At 41.6% G+C, this 19,479-nt stretch carries 21 protein-coding genes and 1 pseudogene; 4 read left to right on the top strand and 18 right to left on the bottom strand.

Annotated features, from left to right (window positions below):
* Nucleotides 1-81 precede the first annotated feature (81 nt).
* The 3 genes and pseudogenes from QW520_07070 (at nt 82) to QW520_07080 (ending at nt 2,476) form a co-directional block, all read left to right on the top strand.
* Nucleotides 82-417: pseudogene (locus QW520_07070) on the top strand (bacteriohemerythrin).
* 573 nt (nt 418-990) lie between these two features.
* The gene (locus tag QW520_07075; protein MEM0449563.1) at nt 991-1,161 is read left to right on the top strand and encodes a hypothetical protein; all 171 of its coding nucleotides are present in this window, start codon (nt 991-993) and stop codon (nt 1,159-1,161) included.
* Between the two features lie 82 nt (nt 1,162-1,243).
* The gene (locus tag QW520_07080) at nt 1,244-2,476 is read left to right on the top strand and encodes a hypothetical protein (GenBank protein MEM0449564.1); all 1,233 of its coding nucleotides are present in this window, start codon (nt 1,244-1,246) and stop codon (nt 2,474-2,476) included.
* Here QW520_07080 and QW520_07085 read toward each other — a convergent pair.
* From QW520_07085 to QW520_07130, 10 genes are all read right to left on the bottom strand, one after another.
* Nucleotides 2,473-3,573, bottom strand: coding sequence for a response regulator (locus QW520_07085; GenBank protein ID MEM0449565.1), 1,101 nt, complete (start codon nt 3,571-3,573; stop codon nt 2,473-2,475). The two genes, QW520_07080 and QW520_07085, sit on opposite strands and share 4 nt — an antisense overlap.
* Before the next feature lie 122 nt (nt 3,574-3,695).
* Entirely contained in the window at nt 3,696-5,417 is a 1,722-nt protein-coding gene (locus QW520_07090; protein ID MEM0449566.1) for a type II secretion system F family protein, read from the bottom strand.
* An 8-nt stretch (nt 5,418-5,425) separates the two neighbouring features.
* A complete protein-coding gene (locus tag QW520_07095; GenBank protein MEM0449567.1) occupies nt 5,426-7,078 on the bottom strand; it encodes a type II/IV secretion system ATPase subunit in 1,653 nt (550 codons plus the stop codon).
* A gap of 1 nt (nt 7,079) precedes the next feature.
* Nucleotides 7,080-7,808, bottom strand: coding sequence for an ATPase domain-containing protein (locus QW520_07100; GenBank protein ID MEM0449568.1), 729 nt, complete (start codon nt 7,806-7,808; stop codon nt 7,080-7,082).
* Nucleotides 7,809-7,850: 42 nt separating this feature from the next.
* Entirely contained in the window at nt 7,851-8,291 is a 441-nt protein-coding gene (locus QW520_07105) for a hypothetical protein (protein ID MEM0449569.1), read from the bottom strand.
* 26 nt (nt 8,292-8,317) lie between these two features.
* On the bottom strand, nt 8,318-8,737 hold the full coding sequence (locus QW520_07110; protein MEM0449570.1) for a hypothetical protein: 420 nt from the start codon (nt 8,735-8,737) through the stop codon (nt 8,318-8,320).
* Nucleotides 8,737-9,636, bottom strand: a complete 900-nt coding sequence (locus QW520_07115) for a flagella accessory protein C (protein ID MEM0449571.1) — start codon at nt 9,634-9,636, stop codon at nt 8,737-8,739. Before QW520_07115 ends, QW520_07110 begins: the two co-directional genes overlap by 1 nt.
* Nucleotides 9,637-9,677: 41 nt before the next feature.
* Entirely contained in the window at nt 9,678-10,280 is a 603-nt protein-coding gene (locus QW520_07120) for an archaellin/type IV pilin N-terminal domain-containing protein (protein MEM0449572.1), read from the bottom strand.
* Nucleotides 10,281-10,669: 389 nt separating this feature from the next.
* Nucleotides 10,670-11,056, bottom strand: a complete 387-nt coding sequence (locus tag QW520_07125; protein ID MEM0449573.1) for a universal stress protein — start codon at nt 11,054-11,056, stop codon at nt 10,670-10,672.
* Nucleotides 11,057-11,061: 5 nt separating this feature from the next.
* The gene (locus QW520_07130; GenBank protein ID MEM0449574.1) at nt 11,062-11,448 is read right to left on the bottom strand and encodes a universal stress protein; all 387 of its coding nucleotides are present in this window, start codon (nt 11,446-11,448) and stop codon (nt 11,062-11,064) included.
* Between the two features lie 216 nt (nt 11,449-11,664).
* Between QW520_07130 and QW520_07135 the strand changes: the two genes are divergently transcribed.
* Nucleotides 11,665-12,501: a protein-glutamate O-methyltransferase CheR gene (locus tag QW520_07135; protein ID MEM0449575.1), complete on the top strand. Its 837-nt coding sequence runs from the start codon at nt 11,665-11,667 to the stop codon at nt 12,499-12,501.
* A 202-nt stretch (nt 12,502-12,703) separates the two neighbouring features.
* On the opposite strand, the gene QW520_07140 is transcribed toward QW520_07135, so the two are convergent.
* The 8 genes from QW520_07140 to QW520_07175 all read right to left on the bottom strand — a co-directional run bounded on the left by QW520_07140 (nt 12,704) and on the right by QW520_07175 (nt 19,477).
* The gene (locus QW520_07140; GenBank protein MEM0449576.1) at nt 12,704-13,561 is read right to left on the bottom strand and encodes a hypothetical protein; all 858 of its coding nucleotides are present in this window, start codon (nt 13,559-13,561) and stop codon (nt 12,704-12,706) included.
* An 80-nt stretch (nt 13,562-13,641) separates the two neighbouring features.
* The gene (locus tag QW520_07145) at nt 13,642-14,220 is read right to left on the bottom strand and encodes a chemotaxis protein CheD (GenBank protein ID MEM0449577.1); all 579 of its coding nucleotides are present in this window, start codon (nt 14,218-14,220) and stop codon (nt 13,642-13,644) included.
* Nucleotides 14,221-14,224: 4 nt separating this feature from the next.
* Nucleotides 14,225-14,866 (bottom strand): chemotaxis protein CheC, encoded by a 642-nt coding sequence (locus QW520_07150; GenBank protein ID MEM0449578.1) that lies wholly within the window; start codon nt 14,864-14,866, stop codon nt 14,225-14,227.
* A 9-nt stretch (nt 14,867-14,875) separates the two neighbouring features.
* Complete coding sequence (locus tag QW520_07155; protein MEM0449579.1) at nt 14,876-15,550, bottom strand: chemotaxis protein CheC; 675 nt, start codon at nt 15,548-15,550, stop codon at nt 14,876-14,878.
* Nucleotides 15,547-17,517 carry a chemotaxis protein CheA gene (locus QW520_07160; GenBank protein MEM0449580.1) on the bottom strand — a complete coding sequence of 657 codons (1,971 nt, stop codon included), beginning with the start codon at nt 17,515-17,517 and terminating at the stop codon, nt 15,547-15,549. Before QW520_07160 ends, QW520_07155 begins: the two co-directional genes overlap by 4 nt.
* Before the next feature lie 4 nt (nt 17,518-17,521).
* A complete protein-coding gene (locus tag QW520_07165; GenBank protein ID MEM0449581.1) occupies nt 17,522-18,559 on the bottom strand; it encodes a chemotaxis response regulator protein-glutamate methylesterase in 1,038 nt (345 codons plus the stop codon).
* Between the two features lie 21 nt (nt 18,560-18,580).
* A complete protein-coding gene (locus tag QW520_07170) occupies nt 18,581-18,949 on the bottom strand; it encodes a response regulator (protein MEM0449582.1) in 369 nt (122 codons plus the stop codon).
* A gap of 3 nt (nt 18,950-18,952) precedes the next feature.
* Nucleotides 18,953-19,477, bottom strand: a complete 525-nt coding sequence (locus QW520_07175) for a chemotaxis protein CheW (GenBank protein MEM0449583.1) — start codon at nt 19,475-19,477, stop codon at nt 18,953-18,955.
* Nucleotides 19,478-19,479: the final 2 nt, after the last annotated feature.

Here is a 19,479-nt window from a genome sequence, read left to right on the forward strand (position 1 = left end):
ACTTAAATCATGCCGCTGTTAGAATGGTCAGAAGAGTTAACCTGTTATATAGGAGAAATAGATGACTAGCATAAGCGCCTTCTCGAAATCCTAAACGAATTGCATAACGCAATGATAATGGGCAGAGGACAGAAGGTCCTCAGGGAAATCATCGATGAGCTAGCTGATTATACGTTATACCATTTTCGTACCGAAGAAAAATACATGAAAATAGGACCCTATCCAGGGCTAGAGAAGCATCTACAGGAGCATAGTGAGTTCATAGCTCAAATATCCAAGTTTAAAGCACAATATGAGCAGGGAAAATTTGGGTTATCAATTAAAATACTCAGATTTTTAAGTCAATGGTTATCATGCCACATCAAAGTATCTGACAAATCAATCGGCCTTTTCATAAGACAATTAGGAATGACATAATAACTAATCATTTCTTCATCTCGACTCTCTAAAAAATTTGATGAAGCATAATTATCATACTTTCAAATAATGTGATCGAGGATTAGATGTTGATGAAGTTCTTTTTGTGAAATTAAAAATTATTTTTTATTAATAAATTTATATTTTTAAACATTAAAAGAGTTTGTTATTTTTTATAATACATCCGTAGCTGCGATAAAGCATGCAAATTCCAATCAACTTTATTCACAATTCAAAAAATTATTAATTCTGGCCATATATCAGGCATCATTATTAATCGTTTGTTATCACGCTATCCCATCGATTAGTTGAGAAATATGAATAAAGCATTTTTAATATTATGTGAATTTGGTCATTAAGTTTTATTATTTTTTCATAATAAAGAAATCATAATCAGATTTGGCATCTTGAACTCTAATGTGATAAAATTATTTTATCAATATCAATAATCTCATGAAGGTATGTTTCTGATCATGTAATTTGAAATCGAATATAAACGCTAACGCTATAAGCAAATGATTATGAAGGCATGTGTTATTTAATTAATTAAATGCTTTTAAAAAAATGATTGATATGGTAGAAAAAGAAAAGAGTCAAAAGGATGTAGAGTGCGCTCTTTGCGCTCCCTTTGAACAGGCAGGTACATGGCGTTGTAAAGAATGCGGTGCGATGAACATTAACAAATGGAAGGCGTGTTGGAAATGCAAATCGCCTCGATATATGGAGGAAGCCTCCAAGCCTTAAGATTCTATACTCAAAAGTTTTCATTTTCTATAATGATAGTCGAAGGGCCATTCATTTAAAGATTTGAGATCTAGTATCAAATGTGTTTGTTAAAAGTTCAAAATGTAATTCTAAAAAGAGAATTATTCATCGGTTAGAAGTTCATAAAGATTCTTCATCCCTTGAAGTGAAGCATCTTAGTTCTAAGGAATCTGATAACGAGTTAACGAGCAAAGTCTCCTGCAAAGATCTTGTTTTTGAGAACCTAAATAATAGCAGCAATGACAAGAGTGTAGAAATAAATAATCACGACCATAAGAAAATCAAAGAAATATTACAATTTCTCGACTTGGATTTTGCGAAATCGGAAAAAAATGCGAAAAGCCACGATGTTATTGAAAATAGCATTAAAAACGAGATTCATTTTAATAACCTCAATCACTCTACAACTAAGACTTTGGCTGGAGTCATTTCTTTATTTTCTAATAGCAGGTTTCTTCCCACTCTAAGAATAAAAATCAAGAGTGCAGAATCTCATTTTCAAACTAGAAATGCAGGTCTGAAAAATCTTGATGAAAGTTCGAACCTTCAACCATCGTTTTCTAAAGAAATAAGAGAATTTTTCAATGAAAAAATAGATATTCAAATCAAGTCAGAAGAACTTCAAAAGAATGAAATTAAAGTCGATAATATCGACGAGGAAACTTGCTTAAACACAGTTACTTGCATAATACCACATGGAAGCCTGATTCTGGTCGAAGGTTCAGATACAGATATTATTAACAATCTCGTCGATCACATTTCTCTCTCAATTCTAAGTCAAAAACATACCCTAACCTATATCTCCACAAAACGCGACTTCAAACAGATCATCGATTCGATGTTTCCTAATTTTGTTAATTTTTCGCGGGTTCTCAGTGACATGCGACTTTTAATTGTACCTGTATATCCCTTGATTCATGGAGAACCCGCGGAAAAAAGTACTTTGTTCGATAAGCTCTGCGGTTCTCCGCAATTGTTTGAAAAAGAATCCTTAGTTCTCAATCGAATAACAGATTTCTTAGAAATTGATGAAGACAGGTTGAAAGCATTAAAAATCTGGCCATTCCTAAGAAAATTGACCAATATTGGAAAAGTGGTATTAATCTCTGGAGATGAAAGTCATCCTGCCATGACCAATATACGCGAGGCATGTAATTTGCGTTTGCGTGCGGTGAGAGGAAAAGAAGGAAAACTCATAACAGAAGTTATGAAATCCCCAACTCCAGGGCCTACAGTAATCCCTTTGGCTCATGTAATATTGCATAATGCAAAGGATTTTTCTAACGCCTCTTAATCTGGACCGTAAAAGTTCCGATTTGCTTCCTCAACTAATTTGGCGTTATCGACTATTTCCATCAAATCTATTCTGTTGGCTAGACCGTCTATGAATCGCTTCATTACCACATCATCTTTTTGAATTTCATAGGTGTCTAAAATTGGTGACTTATTACTTTTAATTTCAAAAGGTAGTCCTTCTAAAAAGCGAAACCGGTTTTGTTTAAAAGACCTCTCGTTTTCACTCATCCTATCAACTAATATTCTGGATATAAGCCGAAAAGTCAATTCTCTTGCTAATTCCTTTTGACGTTGCTTTCTTGATTCAGGGCTCATTTCTTCTAAAAACATAATATCATCTCCCACGATCATAGATGTATTTCTAATTGGAACTTGAGTCAAACAAAAAATTACATGTTTCCCATCGGGTGAGAAAGCTTTCCCCTTTAATTGAACATATTCTTTCTCGCCACGACGACCTAATAAATTTAAGACCAGAGCTTGTCCTGGTTTAGATAAGCAGTGTGAAATCGCTTGGCAAATCCTTAGGACTTCTTTACGATGAAAGATTTTCATTATACTGCGATTTATTATTTGTTCGCCATCCACACAAATAATTTCGGTACCAGCAGGATTTAGGAATAAAACCGTGGCCCGTTTATCAACGACTAAAATCATATCATCACATTTAAGGATAATTTCCTCAAAAGCTTCTCTTTTAGGTAGGGAATCGTGACACACATTTCCCATTTTCACAGCTATTTCAATCATATTTCCTAACTCGTTGATCAAGAGTGCGGGGTCACTGCATTTTTTTAAGTAGAATACTGCTCCCAACTCTATAGCTTCTTTTTCCAAATCATCGCGATCTCGAGGTATCAATATGATGAACGGAACACTTTTCCCGATAGCTCTGATAATTTTTAACGCTTCAGCCCCTTTCATATCTGGAAGCTCAGGATTGATTATTATTGCATCTGGATTATACTCTCGCAGGTTCACGAATAAATCTTCAGCGCAGTTCGCCAGAAGCGTCTCAATACTATGAACCTGCCAGAGTATGGCTTCAGCCATGGAGAGGAAATCTTCATCTCCATCAGCGATTAAAGCTCGCAAATATCTGCACCTTTCGTTAATAAAGAATGAAGATCCGCTTCTTAAGTCCTGGAGTCCCGGTTTGTAATTATTGAGAAAGAGAATGCCAGATTTTGCTCAAGCTATGATGATGTAGTTTAAAATCATATACCTAGCAATCCGCTCAACATTAAATCTACAGCCAGCTGCGCAGCAGAAGCTAACCAAAGCATCACAATAAAATGGATAGCGGCACCTGCTAGATGTCCACCTCTTAAAAGAGGTAGCATAAGAGATGAAAAGAGAGCATGAAGTAAAATCACCGCGAACGCCATGTTCATTAGAGGTTCAATGCTGAAATCCGAGTTGAAAATGGTATTGAGGAAACCCGATGTCATGAAGCCTTGGTTAGCTAGCACTAGTTTAGAGATGATATCTGACATGTATTCAGCTATCCCTATTGTAACATACAAAGTGAATGCTAGTGCGACCATTACACCGTAAAGGACTCCAAGGAAAGATGATGAGACCACATGCTTTTTTTTCCTTATTGCTAAGATTTTGAACATGTTATTGCTTATGAAAAGGCTTGTCTCCTCAGGCTTCGCTCCGTTTAATGCGCATTCTGTATACATTTGGCCGAAACGCTTAATCAGGTTGCTGCTTGCCTCGGCAGAGAAATGCTTCCATGCGTCGACTGCATTGATATGCAAACTGAGCCTCTTAGATAAATTATTGACCATGGGGGTCAACGGTCCAAATTTATGTAGTGCTAATTTCTTTACCGCATCAGGCATCGTCTGACCGCTCACAGAGCAGCTCCTACCCAAAGAGCGGATGAAAGCTCCATAAATGTTGTCTCTTTTTTCTATTCTCCTTTCCTCCCTCCATATCAATATCCCGGGAATCAGGAAAGGAAGGAAGACACTTGATGCCAATAGCATATTAGGCAATCCAAGAGGTATGAGTAAGATTGATAGAGAAATGGTACCTGCAATAGCTACCAAGACAGAAATGAATAACACCCTGTCATGATCCTTCACTAGTTTGCCCCTCCACTTACTCCTCCACGGATACCAAATTTCGTCCTTTGGAACCTTGGAATAGATATAATAAACAAACATCCCCTCCATGGCGGCAAAGGTCATCACAATGCCAAAAAGAAAGGCATCCGTACTTTGTGCACCTAGCAAAGGAACAATGGAGATGAAAACGCATATGAAAATCAATGAGGTAATAATGCCAGTGAAAAGCTCTTTAACGAAATCAAGGTCTTTAAGAACGCTTTCGCATTTCAACACATATTCATCCATTATCACATCGTGCTCGTTCTTCATAAATCGGTCGAGGCGCTCTCCCACTTCTAGAGCGTGAGCCAGTCGATTGAGGAAATCTTGCTCTAATATGCTTGGTGTGCGGGCGGCGACGAAGCGACAGGCATCTGCAGCAGAAACATGATAGTGGTGGATTAAGCGGAAAATTTTTTTGCTATCCTCTGCTAAGGGACCGTGCTCAGAACGAGTGGAAAGCACATAGAATATCTTATCGATGGGCATCTCAGAGGTCGAGAGGGCTGCCATCTCGGTTACGAAAAGCGGCATAATTCTTTCTACTACGACTTTTTTCTTTGAAGATGCCATAATTGGAAAGATGGCCACCACAAAAATCATAAAAATAGGAATGGCATAAATTGTGTACGAGGCGATTCCTGTAAGATAATCGCTAAGAACGTAATTGATTATGCCTGGGATTATTAATCCACACGTGACTATAGCTATAAGAACTAAGGTAAAATATCGCTTTGGCTCCATTTTGCTATCTCGGAGGCCAGCATTAAGCTTGTATGCCAGTTTTTGTCTGAGCCCAAGTTTGAAAGCTACGGCCATAGAATCACCTAAACGGTAAAGGGCAGTGATTCGGGCCCTTTTTCGTAATAATCTTTCAAAATCTTGTTAACCTCATGATAGCCAGTAATATTCAAATCGACCATCTTCTGAATTATTTTCTCCCTGAACTTCAGTTCCTTGTAAATCTCTTTTTTATCAGCATATCCATGCTCCAACGCTATACGATTCTCTAGAATGTGAGAGTTGTTCATACCACGGAAGAAAAGTTTGTCTCGAGCTGAATCCCATTTGAAAACCGTTCTTGTCATCACGCCTCCTGCTTCGCGGCTATAGCCAACAAACTCTTCTACATGGGTAACACGCCTCAGAAAACGACGGTTTACATTCACTGCTGATTGGAATATGATGACATTTACATTATCTATGAAAGATATAGGAATATTGACTGGCTGTCCAGTCATCCTTTGTATGAATTTAGTAGCTGATGAGGCATGGAACGATGCAATTACTGGGATACCCGTTTGCATACATTGGAAGGCCACTCTAGCCTCCTCTCCTCTGATTTCACCTATAGCTATGTAGTCAGGTCTAGAACGCAGAGCGGCCCGAAGAAGGTCGAACATGGTCACTCTAGATTCTTCGGGCCCTGACTCTCTGGTTACACATCTCTGCCAAGATTGTTGTGGAGGCTTTACTTCAGGGGTATCCTCAACAGAGTAGATTTTTCCACGATGGTCGATGAAAGAGAGGATAGCGTTTAGAGTAGTAGTCTTGCCTGATGCCGTTTCGCCAGAAATCATTATATTCATCTTATTCTCAAGACAAAGCCAAATATAGGCAGCGAATTCAGCGGAGAAAGTCCCAAACTTAATGAGCTGGATAGGCGAAATGGGCTCCGCGGCGAATTTCCGTATGGTAAAGCTAGAACCCCTAGCAGAAATTTCATTTGAATATATCATGTTGATACGGGATCCATCTGGGAGAGTTCCATCAACAATAGGTCTGGAAGCAGACACTGGTCTTCCCATGCGTTCGCTCATTGCAATGAAGAAATCATTCAAGGATACCTCATCATCAAAGCGGATATTGGTTTCTAGGGAATATTGGAAGGCTTTATGGGAGACGCGTATACGCGCTGTACCTACCAAATGTATGTCTTCGATGTATTGATCTAGAATTAAGGGTTCGATGACACCGAAACCAACCACCTCTCTGCGAATGAAATGCTTTATCAGCTCATACTCATCCTTTTTCAGAGGTATCCTGCCGCCTGTTCCTAAATAAAACCTGCGTGCTCCGCTGGAACCATCGACTACCTCAACCGATGCATCATATAGCTTGTTAAGTATTCTTTCCAGATCTTCCTTCGTTTCTGAACTCTCCTCATCGGATGCCTTCTCGAGTATTATATCTCGAATTAATCTCATCTTGTCCTTCTGTTCTTGTGTGAGCTGCTTCTCAATGCTTATATATTGATTTCTCTGTGGCCAGATATGAACGAAACCTTTCCCTACTCGATATATGATATTTGAGGCGTTGGGATTCAATATGGCTTCCTTTCTTATTTCTGCCAAATCTTTAACGCTTAGGTTTTCGAAATATCTTGGTAGTTTGCAGCCTTCTTTGCGTATACCCTCAACATATTCCTTGAGTAACGGGACCTTTTTCATCTGCTGCAACATGGCTTCGTCTTCAGCCATACTAACCAGAGACCTCCGTGATCTCGATTATCATTCCTACGCCTGCCTCAATACGATAGCGCACTAGATCCCCCACTTCCCCTCGAGCCCGGGCAAAACGCTTTACATTAATAACTCTGGCCAAGGTACCTGCTGATTGCTTTAACTCCAAGGAAAGATAGATGTCACTCGCTAATCTCAATGCCTCAAGGGCCGTATGTCCTTTCTCAGCGGTAAGAACGATACTCTTATTCTCTTTTGTAAGCTTTTTTAAAAAACCCAGAAGCCGGAGCACTCCACGCTCATCGAAATTAGATTTAACTAATGTTGACAACGAGTCCACGAAGAGCAAGTCGTTGCGGTACAGGACAGGGGAAGTAATCATCTTATCAAGGAATTTATCTCGGCTAGGAGTAGGATTTCCAATAAGGGGATAGACAGGGAAGAACTCGAGCTTTCGAGATATTAGATATTTGTCAATCCTGTAGTTAATTGACCACATCTGATCTATGAAATCCCTTATCGTCATCTCTGTGGAAATGAAGCTGGCTGACCTATTGTCATTTAAAACTCCATAGAGAAGCCTTTGGCATAAAACGCTACGGCCGCTACCTTCCTCACCTTCAATCAGGCAAATACAACCCTTGGGTAGACCACCGCCCAATTTAGCATGCAACTCATCACCTTTTAGCTGAATTCTGTATAAATCATCTTTATTTGCATCTAAGGTAGAAGCGGAGCTCGCACTCATAGTACTGCCCCTCCAGCATGATTGCATGTAAATTTGATAAGTTCAAATCCTGAACCAAAACTGGTCACAGGCGCCATTTGCCGTCACCACCTTCGCCACATGGTCTCCGGACGATAGGACAACATGAATTTTTACTTCGATTACTTTCTGCGGCAACCATCCCGTAGGTGCAGTAGCGCTACTTTCCACGGTATAGTTGCAAAATAGTCCGTCTATCAGGATGGTGAGGTCATTCCTGGTCAGCGTCGCCGTTCCAGTATTTTTTATGTATAGTGTTAAAATGCAATCAGAATATGGAACGATTACGGGATCATTTATTATCGTGATATCTGATTGGAGTTGGTGTCCCAAAGCTTCGCCACGGTTTTCTATGGTCTTGCTCATGCTATTAGCGATTCCAATAAATGCCCCTGCCAAAGATCCCGCGACAAGCACGGCCGCAACAAAGAACATTATATGCGAAACCGAGCTATCGGCTGCCATAGGTGACCCCCTTTCCAACCTTCCGTTCAGCCATAATAGGCTGAAATCCCGTTTCCAGCGATGACTTTTATACGGGCATTGTCTATTTCACACGAAAATCTGATGGTCAGCCTCTCATGCGGTGCCCATACTTTAGATCCCTCGTATCCATGAACCTCCATTTTGATTATTTCTCTATCTAACAACACCCCATTCACTAACACATTCAAAGCGGATGGACTCAATACTATGCTACCAGAGTTCAACAGGGTGATGGTGTCATTGGCTTCGTCGACGCTCTCAACAATAAAATTAGTCTGTCTCTTCTCGATCATTAGCTGTTGACTTTTATCCATGGATTGAGAATATAACTGCTGTGCATGGTCCACGGCCTGGAATACCACGCCAAAGATGATGACGAAAGCAGTAAAGAGCACCGCAGAAGCGGCAGACACGCTCAATCCCATTACTTCACTCCCACCATCATTAATTCTTGCATCCAATGTTCTAGCATTTCCAATTCTTCTAAGGGGACTTCCTCCCCCCTGCTCTTTGCTATATAGACCTTCTCAAGTTGATAATCCACTAACTTATAGATCTGCCTTAGTGCATAGCTGTCTATTCTGATCTTCTTATTTGACTTTGAGATTAAAGGAGCATCCTGCTGCAGTGGAGTTGCTTCGGAAATCATACTGGCTTTTTCAGACTGTTTAATTTTCGCTTTTTCACCCACTTCTTTGTCAATTTCCTCTACATTTATATCGAGATTAGCCGCTATGGATGAGTTATCATCGAATTTCAGCACCTTGTCTAAAGGCGCATTCAGATCTCTCGCCATTTGTATCTCGCCTTCCTCATCCACTATAGGGATACCCATCTCTTTATCCAACTTTGTTACTGTTTGCGGAACAGTCTCCTCCTTGAACGAAGGGACTTTGGGTGCAGCTTGATCCACGAAAGGATTGTACTGACGGCTCACTGCCTCATAAACTCCTAGCAGATTTTTGATGGAGTCGTTAATACTTTCAATTTCCTTTCTCATCGACTCTACTTGCCCTTTAATGGAAGTCGAAGTATTTCCAATGGTCTCCACTTGATTCTTGAGCTCGTTGACGGTACCTTCCAACTGATCGATCTTTTCATTCTTCGTGGTTAGCCCTGAAAGGATCTCATCTCCTCTGCCTAGCTTTCCACCGATGGTCCCCAATTCTCCGATTGATAGAGTATCCTCGTCTTCTCCCAATCCTAGCTCTTCTACATCGAGTTTCGCTGATAGGTCCTCCCCTCCCGCCTTCTTGTGTTTTCTGAACGGGAATGCCGCAAGAAAAACAAAAGAGGAAGGGAGGGGAGCTGCACGGCGTTTCACCGTTATCACTCCCCCTTATTTTTTTTAGATCTTCAGTCTGCTTATTTCAGGCTGAAGAACTCGTTCGGGAAAGCCTCGCCAGTCTTGAAGGTGATCAGCGTTACCTGACCATAGGCCGGCATAATCTTGATCTCTCCGTCCTGGTTGAAGCCTATTCCCAGCGCCTTGTCCGTGGAGGTTATGGTGATCTTTATCATATCACCCTGGCCTACCACATGGGATCCAGTGCTCCATTGGAAGTCGGCTATGTTGACTTCCCTGCTAGCACTATAGGTCGTATCTCCGGCTGTATCACCGTATGCCAGGAACATGTTAAGGTCACCGCTCACGAGTGTGATGACCACATTGTCCAGGTTTATGGCTGGGGAGCCAGCGGCTAGCCTAACGTATATAGTTATGTTATCAACGCTGGCGCGTGTGCTCTGGTTAACTTGTGCCACAACGTCCTGAACCACGAATCCTGAAGCGACGTTGTTAATAGCCTGGTCACCAGTGGACTGAGCCTGCTCCCTTACCTGGTTTGCAGTGCTGATCAAGACGGACGCGGCTACGGCGGCAACCAGCACCATGGCGATGAAGACGATCATCGTCCCGATGCCGATCTCACCTCTCTTGTCCTTCTTCATCCACATTTTCTTGTGCATTTACGCTCTCTCCTTGCTGCTTGCCGATCGAACACTAATGTTCAACGTCGGGCCGCATCGGACTTGTTTTACCCAATTGTGTCTTGCTTGTTGTAGTGTTCACGGCCCTTCATTGCTTCCAATTGGGCTCTTATAACTCGAACTAATGCACAACCTAATAAAGGCCCAAGGCACGGTTATCATGAATCAAAGTTGATAATAGCCAGGAATGAGAATAAAAAAGAATTCATGGGTATGTGTTATCTATTTAGATAGTAAAAATAGAGGGGAGTTAATAATATATTACAATTACAAGCGAGCAAAATGTTGAAAAAAGATTTTTCTATAAATGTACTAATAAAAAATTATTATCAATTAAAACATTATTTTATTAGATCTCTTTAAAAAATCTATTTTGCCACGATGACTGTGCATGTAGACTCCCGGATTACAATTTCTGGAAGTGTTCTGGAAAGAAGGTGAAATCCTTTCTGATATGAAGTTCCCACAACCAAAACATCGGCTTCAATCTCATTACTTAAATCGAGAATTTTTTTTGAAGGCTCTCCCGCTTCCATCATAGTTACCACCTCAACACCCTCCTCTGCTCCGCGGTTCTTAGCCTTTTCTAATGCCTTAATGCCATTTTTCAACTCTCGAGTTTTGTAATTCTCTTTTCTTGGCTCTATTACATATAATACATATAATTTAGCACCAAAGGCTTTAGAATAGGACAATCCAGTTTGGATAGCCTTATCCGAATGTGCTTTTCCATCCGTTGCCACCATTACCTTCATGCCTTCTACCTCACGACGGTAACCGTGCAATGAGCGTTCTTGAATATTTGCTCCGAAGTACTCTTTCCACCTAAAAGTCCCCCGCTCCTACCTGAAGATCCGATGACCAACAAATCTGCCTCGATTCTTTCCGCAGCTCCTACAATAGTATCTGAAGGATCTCCAGCTTCTAATAGGGCATTGACCTCAACACCCAACTCTGCACCACGGATTTTTGTTCTTCCCAATACCCTCATGCCATTTTTAATATTCTTATCCTTATCCTCATTAGATTTAGGCGAAACAACATAAATAACATACAATGCAGCCTTAAACGCCCTGGAAAAGGCGAAGGCGTACTCTACGGCCTTTTCTGAATGGGGTTGTCCATCTGTTGCTGCAAGTATTATCATGACGCATCACTCGCAAGGTATTGAAGGAAATGTTTTCATTCTATTTTCTTTCCAACCTGCTTTCGCAGGCTCATCCGTTTCAATATAAACCAATCTGCATAGATAAATGAAATAGCGGTGGTAATCAAGGCTGATAACAACCCAGGATACTGGCTATCAACTAAAGCTATTTAGACCGAAAAAATAACTTTATTGCATAAATTCTCAAATTGGGGTATGAGTATCAATTACCTTGATCGAGATAAAGATTTTTTAGAGCTAAAAAGGAAAATCCTTAAAGAGTGTGGTCTGGACTGTAGTCAATACAAAGATTCCTATCTTTCTCGAAGATTCGCAATTCGCATGAGGGCTAGGGGAGCATCCTGCTATAAGGATTACCTATCAATATTAGAAAGAAATCCAGAGGAATACGACGCACTTTTAAATGATCTTACTATAAATGTAACGCAATTCTTCAGGGACCCCCCTGTATTTAAAGCCTTAGAAGATGAAATAATTCCTATTCTAATCTATGAAAAGGTAATGAAAGATGAGGGCTCCATCCATATCTGGAGTGCAGGGTGCTCTAGTGGAGAGGAGCCCTATTCTGTCGCTATGATGATAAGTGAGCTACTGAGTGACCAAGCAGAATCTTTCGACATTCGAATCCTAGCTACTGATATCGACGAATCAATTTTGGAGAAAGCTTTAGAAGGCAAATACCATCCTAAGCAATTAGTGAGTGTACCAGATAATTATATTAATAAATATTTTATATTTGATGGAGATTTTTATAGAATAACGGATAGTATTAAGGATATGGTCGATTTTAAGAAAATGGATCTTATATCTCAATCTCCTAAAGGATGCTTTGATATGATATTATGTAGAAACGTAGTAATCTATTTCACAAGAAAAATGCAAGAAACATTGTATATGAAATTCTATAATTTCTTGCGTGAGGGTGGATATTTTGTAATGGGAAACACTGAGACATTATTAGGCGAAGCGTCTAAATTTTTTATTCCAATTAATAGTAAAGGGAGAATTTATAAAAAAAAGGATATTAATTAATTTCTTTTAAAAATAGCAGTGCTAAAAATTAGAAAATTGATTAAAATTTTTTGCTAATTTTTAAAAAACAATCAGTATCGATGATATTTTAATCGATAATCGAAATGTTGAAATACTATTCTTCCTCATTGTCTTAATGCTGCATTTACGCTCTCTCGGTGTAGGTCGTGATGGATTCTCACCGAGAAACACTTTTCTTTCTTCACTCTATTGAAAATATCTTCACGGCAATTCGACCACCATCGAATTTGGAAACAAGTGCTACTGTCCATTGACCAAAAGGAAGAGTAGTTCCTGTGGAGATTATGTCTATAGTGTCTCCTGATTGGGGTATTCCGTATCTATTCTGCGCAGTAATTGAGATCTCAATCTCATCACTATAGCGCACAATCTGCTCTGTTCCTTCTCCAAGATCAAGATATTTTGGAAGCCGATCTTCAGAGATCCCAGGAGGATCTAAGTAAAGGCGGCAATAAGAGTAGTCTGTGGGTGGGGAGATGATCCCGACTTCTAATCTGTACCTCCTATTGTCGATTTTATAAGCTGAAATAAAATCTCCTGTGGGATGGCTATCCATATCGGGAGAAACCAACGGTCGCGAAGCTATAGTTCTACCTGTCTTCTTAAAAATTAGATTTAAATTCCAAATACCTTTCTCAAGAGGATAATTGTGATAGAGTACAAGAAAATCTTCCGCGTCAATCTTCCCCATTGAAGTTGAATCACTAATACGAATTTCCGTTAGCTTAGTGAATAAGCCAGTGAGAGGATAAATGAGTTTGCTATCACTCAGTTCTAAAATGCATCTTTGATTGTCAGGTGATATTATTAATAAAAGGCAATCAGTGAAATTGACCGAAGGATTGCACTGACCGAACCAAACATGAATTTCATATACACTTCTAAAGCTCACTGCACCAAACTCACCTTGAGGAGTGATTATCTCTTTCTCTGGCTCAATCAAATTGGATATTATAGGAATAAGAGCTATAGCTAAAACAACTATAATTGCAGTTAGAACAGCATAGATGATTAGATAATGGTCTTTCTTCAGTCGCATGCGTCAACATTTACCAGGGAAGAGGGCGTAATAAGACCTACCGCACGATAATCATCTATGATAATTGTGTATTTGGAGATCTAAATCTCGTATGTCTCTTGGCCTTTGCTTATTCGATATGTGCCGGTAGAAGGATAAAAGAAAACAGTGCGACCTTTATTTCCACCGCAGTCTTCACTGATCAACGGAACGCCTTCTTTCATGAGTGCTAACCTTGCTGATTCCGCATTCTTAAGACCTATATTTAGCATGTCGTTAGTGGCGAACTGGAACATCTGCGCACCACCCGCCATCTTAGCGCGTAAAGATGATTTTTTAGCCCCTTTCTCGATCAATTCATCCACCATGAGAAAAACCGCAGTGTCCGCATATTTGGCAGCATTGCTCTTATCGCGTCCGAATTCATAGCAAGGAAGCATAGCATGCGCCAATCCTCCAATTTTATTGTTTGGATCCCATATAGCAATGCCTACGCATGATCCTAAGCCCAAGCATACAAGATAACCCCCATCCTCATCGCACAGCGCAAACTCGCCAACGCCAACTACGTTATCGCCTGTTTTGGACCTGACAGAACCAATTTTCCGTCTTTCAAGAGAAGTGGCTAATGAACTTATATCATCACTCGCTATGCTACTTGAAAAGGGAATAGAGGCCATGTGCTCACTGAGTCAACCCGAATTTGTTCAATAGCAGTCTGCGAGATTCGCGGTCCGGAAGATATAGAATTGAACCGCCATATGAATTGCCTTCATATATGAATCTAGTCTTTATTACCACGACGTGATCCATTTGCTCTGCCACTAGGGCCGCTGGATATTGTAAGATGGCAGCAAGCATGTCGATAGCAACAGCTGGAGGAGATGGAATCATAGTCTGATCTAGGAACTGAGATATGGCACTAAGATACGCTGAAGCGCATATATTCCCTATCTCTGCCACAGCTGCCATATCATCCTCATCCAAATCACGATTTAAGGTGGGCTGCCGGCCTATTAATAATTCAGAAAGTGATTTGGCCATTTCTTGAGGAAAAAGGATCAATATGGCTCCTTTCTCATTGGCTATGGCGTCTAAAAAGCAAGCGACTACTACCTCTTCTTGATTTCCGAACGTGGAAGGAAGCTGCTCTGCCTTACAAATAAAACATTCAGGGACATCGACCATTATCGTCCTTTTTACAAGATTAGTCAGAGCCGTGGAGGCATGCGCCGCGCCGATGTTTCCTATTTCACGTAGAGCATCGACCTGCATGGCATCGAATTCTGATATAGGTGAGGGCTTATCATTTTCCACTATCGTCACAATATCACCTCAGCAAATTGTACTAACTCCGAACTTGGCGAAAATGGCCATTTGTGTTTCTGTGTCCACCCCGAACTTCTTAAAGGTAAGTTCTTGGGTCTCTTTTTCAGGTATGAATATAATGCTTCCTTGGAAGGTTTTTGTTGCGTCGACAAAGTTGGTCTCAATCCAAACCTGGTGGTCCGCATGAGTCTTAAGCACCCATTCAGGAAAGCTTTGTTGTGGGCCCACGATATCGATATATACCGTAGGTGGTGTGGGCATCATATCAGTGCCAAGAAAGCGCGAGATGGGATTGAGGTATTCACGAATGCAAATATCTCCCATTTCAACTAAGGCGTCTTTATCATCCTCGGCCAAATTGCGAGCGGGATCGTGAGCTCTACCAAAAAGAAGGTCTGACAACCAGGTGATAATGTTCTTGGGAAAGAGCATCAGGATATGGTCTTTATCACTTCCATTGATATCAATGGTAATTATGGCTACGGTTTCCCCTGGACGATCGAACCAATGCGGCATTTTATTCAGGGGTTCCGTATGGCATTGTGTTACATCTATCAACATATCTTTCATGGCGAATTTGGACAGGGCGGTGGAAGCCCATGATGCGCCAACATTACCTAGTTCTTTCAATGCGTCTATTTGCAGTTCGTCGATTTCCGTGACACATGTTTTTCCGCTCATACAAATGCCCCTACATCCAATATCATAGCCACTTTCCCATCCCCAAGAATGGTGGCACCGGAGAAATAACCGGTGGAGCGTAGATCTTTTCCCACGCTCTTCACCACAATTTCCTGTTGACCGATTAACCTGGAGACAAGAAGGCAAGCCCTGTTATCATTTTTCTCCACGATTATGGCTGGCACATCCTTGCCCTGTTCTGTGATTGAACCACCGAAAACAGAATGTATGTTGATAACTGGTAGAACCTCTTCCCTTAGACGAAACATGGCCCTCGAGCCCACTTCATGCACTTTTGTCGTGTCTACACGTACGGTTTCTCTTACATTTTCTAATGGTATAGCATATTTTTCTTTGTTGACTTCAATGAGCATAGCCCTAATGATACTCATGCTGGGAGGTAATTTTAGGGTGAATTTAGTCCCTTTTCCGATTACAGTATCCACCTTGACAAATCCTCCCAGACTTTGGATTTTTGTCTTTACGACATCCATCCCCACGCCACGTCCAGAAATATCTGTAACTTTTTCCGCGGTGGAAAATCCTGGGAGGAAGATAAGGTTTACTTTTGCTCGCTCATCCATGCGGTCCGCTTCTTCCTGACTTATCATACCTTTTTCCACTGCTTTCCGCGCCACCTTGTCGGGGTCGATTCCTCTCCCGTCATCCTCGACAGTTATTACTACATTACCTTGTTCCTGAAAGGCACTCAATATCAAAGTTCCCGTAGGATTCTTTCCCGCGGCAATCCTCTGTTCCTTTGATTCGAGTCCGTGATCTACACCATTGCGTAATAGATGAACTAATGCATCACCTATTTCTTCCAGCAGAGAACGGTCTATCTCGATATCGTTACCTCGCATTATGAAATCAATGTTCTTACCTGATTCAACTGCCATATCCCTGACCATTCTGGGAAACCTCTTAAATATGAAATCCACTGGCACCATTCTAGTCTTCAGCACAATATCCTGAAGATCAGTCATTAGCCTGGCATTGGATTGCAACGTCTGTTTTAATTCTCGGTTTTTTAAGTTGCTCGCGATCTGATTTATACGAATATTGTTTATCATTATCTCGCCAACAAGATTCAGAAGTTGATCCAAAAGTTTGGCCTTAACACGTATCGATGCCCCTGAGCTATGGCCATCCCCCTTCGTATCCGTACTGCTCCCCTTTTTCTCCTCTGATTCCTTTTCCATTTGGATTTCCTTTTCTACTTCAATCTCGTAGGTGGTGATATTTGCATCAGCAATGGCCGTAACATTCTTAGCAACGCGAAGAAGCTCATCATCATCATGGTTCGTAGCGAGAAGTATGCTGAATTCAGCATCCTCTTCCTTGACCTCGTTAATGGTGGGAAGGGAAGATATTACAATCCCCACCTTCGAAAGGTTTCTTATTAATTGAAACGCCCTACCCTCTTTCAACTTACAGCCCGGTGAATAATAGGCAGTAAGTTTTACCAATTTCTTGCCTTCTTTTACAGCCTCCAACAACTGCTGTCGTTGGTCTCCAGCTAGGCTAAATCGTCCTCCCCCTGCCCGGGAAACAGGATTCTGCGAATCAATACGCTTTTGTTTTTTCGTCTCTTCAAGCATACATCTGATTCTTTCTTTAATTTCCTCGATGCTCGAATTCGTGGAGCCGCTGTAGGCTAACTCATTTAACATACGCTCAATGGTATCAAGGCCGCAGAAGAGAAGGGAAACCTGCTCCTTAGAAGGGGACTGTGCCCTTTCTTTAAGGACATCGAGAAAATCCTCCATCACATGACTAAGCTCTGAGATTGGCTCGATTCCCATTACAGCCGCAGTACCTTTTATAGTATGCAGAATGCGGTACGCTTCTTTAAGGGCTTCAGCTGAATAACCGTGTTCCTCTAATTGTAAAAGGGCAGAATTTACTATTTGCAGATTATCTCTCGCTTCCTCGATGAACGCGTCCATGTACTGCGTCTTATCCATAGGATCATACTCCTACTTCCGTCATCGCCATGACGATATGCCTAGCAATCTGGTCTATAGCCGCCACTCTATCTGCTATACCTGCGTCAACAATGGCTTTAGGCATCCCATAAACCACACATGAACTCTCATCCTGAACTATTGTCTTGCCTCCCTGCCGTTTTATTTCTTTCATGCCTTCAAGACCATCGAAGCCCATTCCGGTAAGAATCACGCCTACGCATCGAGGCCCATAAACTGGTGCGACACTGATCATCATCGGATCCACAGCAGGCCTAACATAATGCACCTTCGGACCCTCATCGAGATGGATTCGATTTTCCTTGAGCACCATATGTTTATTTCCAGGTGCTAACAAAGCCACTCCTTTCTCTATTCTGTCTCCTTCTTGAGCCTCCCTAACTTCGATGGACGAGATCCAGTTAAGGCGCTCTGCGAATGAACGTGTAAATCCCTCGGGCATATGTTGAACTATCAGGACGCCAGCTGGGAGATCAGAAGGAAGGCGGGAGAGAACTTCTGGAAGTGCCTTAGGGCCCCCTGTAGATGCTCCGATCATAATGACCCAGTCGCCAGCGGTTGATTTTACCTCACAACTTAGAATAGGTTTCTCATCTGAGGGTGGTAAAGGCCTTACTTCAGCCTTTGCTGCAGCCTTGACCTTTTGAATAATCAGATCTCTTTCCATCTCAAGATCTAACGATAGAGAGGCGCCGGTCTTTGGAATGAAGTCCACTGCGCCTCTTTCAAGAGATTTCAGTGTGAGTTCGCTCTGCCTTTTTCCAACAGCAGAGAGCATGACGACAGGAACTGGGCTTTCTACCATTATGTGTTGCAAGGCTGTGAGACCATCCATCACAGGCATCTCGATGTCCATGGTTACAACATCAGGATGCACCTCCTTAACCATCCGAATTGCCTCCATACCGTTCTTGGCCGTGGCTATGACCCTTATGGAAGGATCCTTTTCGAGAATTTCAGCTATTATCTTACGCATCACCGCCGAATCGTCCACCACCAGAACCCGCAATGGTCCGGTCAAGCCACACAACTCCTCTTCTCTTTAAGCGCACGCCTTACATGCCGCCTCAACTAGGTCCTTATGCTCAAAAGGTTTGACTACAAATTCCCTAGCTCCGTTTTCCATGGCTTGCATCACTAGATTTTTTTGATTTAGCCCAGAGACCATCAGGACTCTGGCATTGGGGTCAACAGCCATTATTCTCTTTACGACCTCAATCCCAGTTTCTCCAGGCATGATAACATCCATGGTAACAAGGTCTGGTTTCAGCTTGGTATAGAGCTCAAAGGCCTCTGCGCCATTCTTAGCTTGTCCTACCACTTCAAAACCGTTCTTGGACAGGATATCTTTTATCATCGACCGCATGACAACCGAATCGTCCACGATCAGAACTCTTTTCGCACCACTCATTCACTAAGCCTCCACTTTTTCACCTTTTCCTGTGCTGATTACCATATTCATTTCGCCTTCTTCGCTGATAATCTTCTCCAGGTCCAGCAGCATTATCAGTTTATTTTGGAGCTTACAAATTCCATGAAGGAAGGAGGATTGCAGATCGGCAGAGAGTGTCTTCGGCACAGGAGAGATAGAATTTCGTGGAACTCTCATAACGTCCTCTACCGAATCCACAATGATTCCTAATTGGTGTTCTCCTATCTCTGCCACGATTATCCGGGATTGAGAGGTCCGTTTGGGGCCATCCTCGGATATTATTCCAAAGCGTTTCTTCAAATCGATGACAGTGGTTATCTGACCTCGGAGATTCATGACCCCTTCCACATATTCTGGCATCTTAGGAATGTGGGTGATGTCCTGGACTTTTCCTATTTCCCTCACCTGCGCAACCTTGACAGCGAATGTCTCTTTTCCCAGGCGGAAGGATACGATTTGTTCTTCATCTCCAGTTAGCTCAATCTTCTCTCTTCTTCTGCGCATCATTA

This window comes from Methanomassiliicoccales archaeon (assembly GCA_038740345.1).
In the GTDB taxonomy this organism is placed as follows: domain Archaea; phylum Thermoplasmatota; class Thermoplasmata; order Methanomassiliicoccales; family UBA472; genus JAJRAN01.

Bases quoted from the DNA above. Each gene is read 5' to 3' on its own strand.
- QW520_07130 (MEM0449574.1), bottom strand. From the start codon at position 11,448: ATGATAATACTTGCAGCAACAGATGGACAACCCCATTCAGAAAAGGCC.
- QW520_07090 (MEM0449566.1), bottom strand. From the start codon at position 5,417: ATGGCCGTAGCTTTCAAACTTGGGCTCAGACAAAAACTGGCATACAAG.
- QW520_07160 (MEM0449580.1), bottom strand. From the start codon at position 17,517: ATGGATAAGACGCAGTACATGGACGCGTTCATCGAGGAAGCGAGAGAT.
- QW520_07095 (MEM0449567.1), bottom strand. From the start codon at position 7,078: ATGGCTGAAGACGAAGCCATGTTGCAGCAGATGAAAAAGGTCCCGTTA.
- QW520_07170 (MEM0449582.1), bottom strand. From the start codon at position 18,949: ATGAGTGGTGCGAAAAGAGTTCTGATCGTGGACGATTCGGTTGTCATG.
- QW520_07125 (MEM0449573.1), bottom strand. From the start codon at position 11,056: ATGAAGGTAATGGTGGCAACGGATGGAAAAGCACATTCGGATAAGGCT.
- QW520_07145 (MEM0449577.1), bottom strand. From the start codon at position 14,220: ATGGCCTCTATTCCCTTTTCAAGTAGCATAGCGAGTGATGATATAAGT.
- QW520_07175 (MEM0449583.1), bottom strand. From the start codon at position 19,477: ATGATGCGCAGAAGAAGAGAGAAGATTGAGCTAACTGGAGATGAAGAA.
- QW520_07140 (MEM0449576.1), bottom strand. From the start codon at position 13,561: ATGCGACTGAAGAAAGACCATTATCTAATCATCTATGCTGTTCTAACT.
- QW520_07135 (MEM0449575.1), top strand. From the start codon at position 11,665: ATGAGTATCAATTACCTTGATCGAGATAAAGATTTTTTAGAGCTAAAA.
- QW520_07155 (MEM0449579.1), bottom strand. From the start codon at position 15,550: ATGAGCGGAAAAACATGTGTCACGGAAATCGACGAACTGCAAATAGAC.
- QW520_07075 (MEM0449563.1), top strand. From the start codon at position 991: ATGGTAGAAAAAGAAAAGAGTCAAAAGGATGTAGAGTGCGCTCTTTGC.
- QW520_07110 (MEM0449570.1), bottom strand. From the start codon at position 8,737: ATGGGATTGAGCGTGTCTGCCGCTTCTGCGGTGCTCTTTACTGCTTTC.
- QW520_07105 (MEM0449569.1), bottom strand. From the start codon at position 8,291: ATGGCAGCCGATAGCTCGGTTTCGCATATAATGTTCTTTGTTGCGGCC.
- QW520_07120 (MEM0449572.1), bottom strand. From the start codon at position 10,280: ATGCACAAGAAAATGTGGATGAAGAAGGACAAGAGAGGTGAGATCGGC.
- QW520_07100 (MEM0449568.1), bottom strand. From the start codon at position 7,808: ATGAGTGCGAGCTCCGCTTCTACCTTAGATGCAAATAAAGATGATTTA.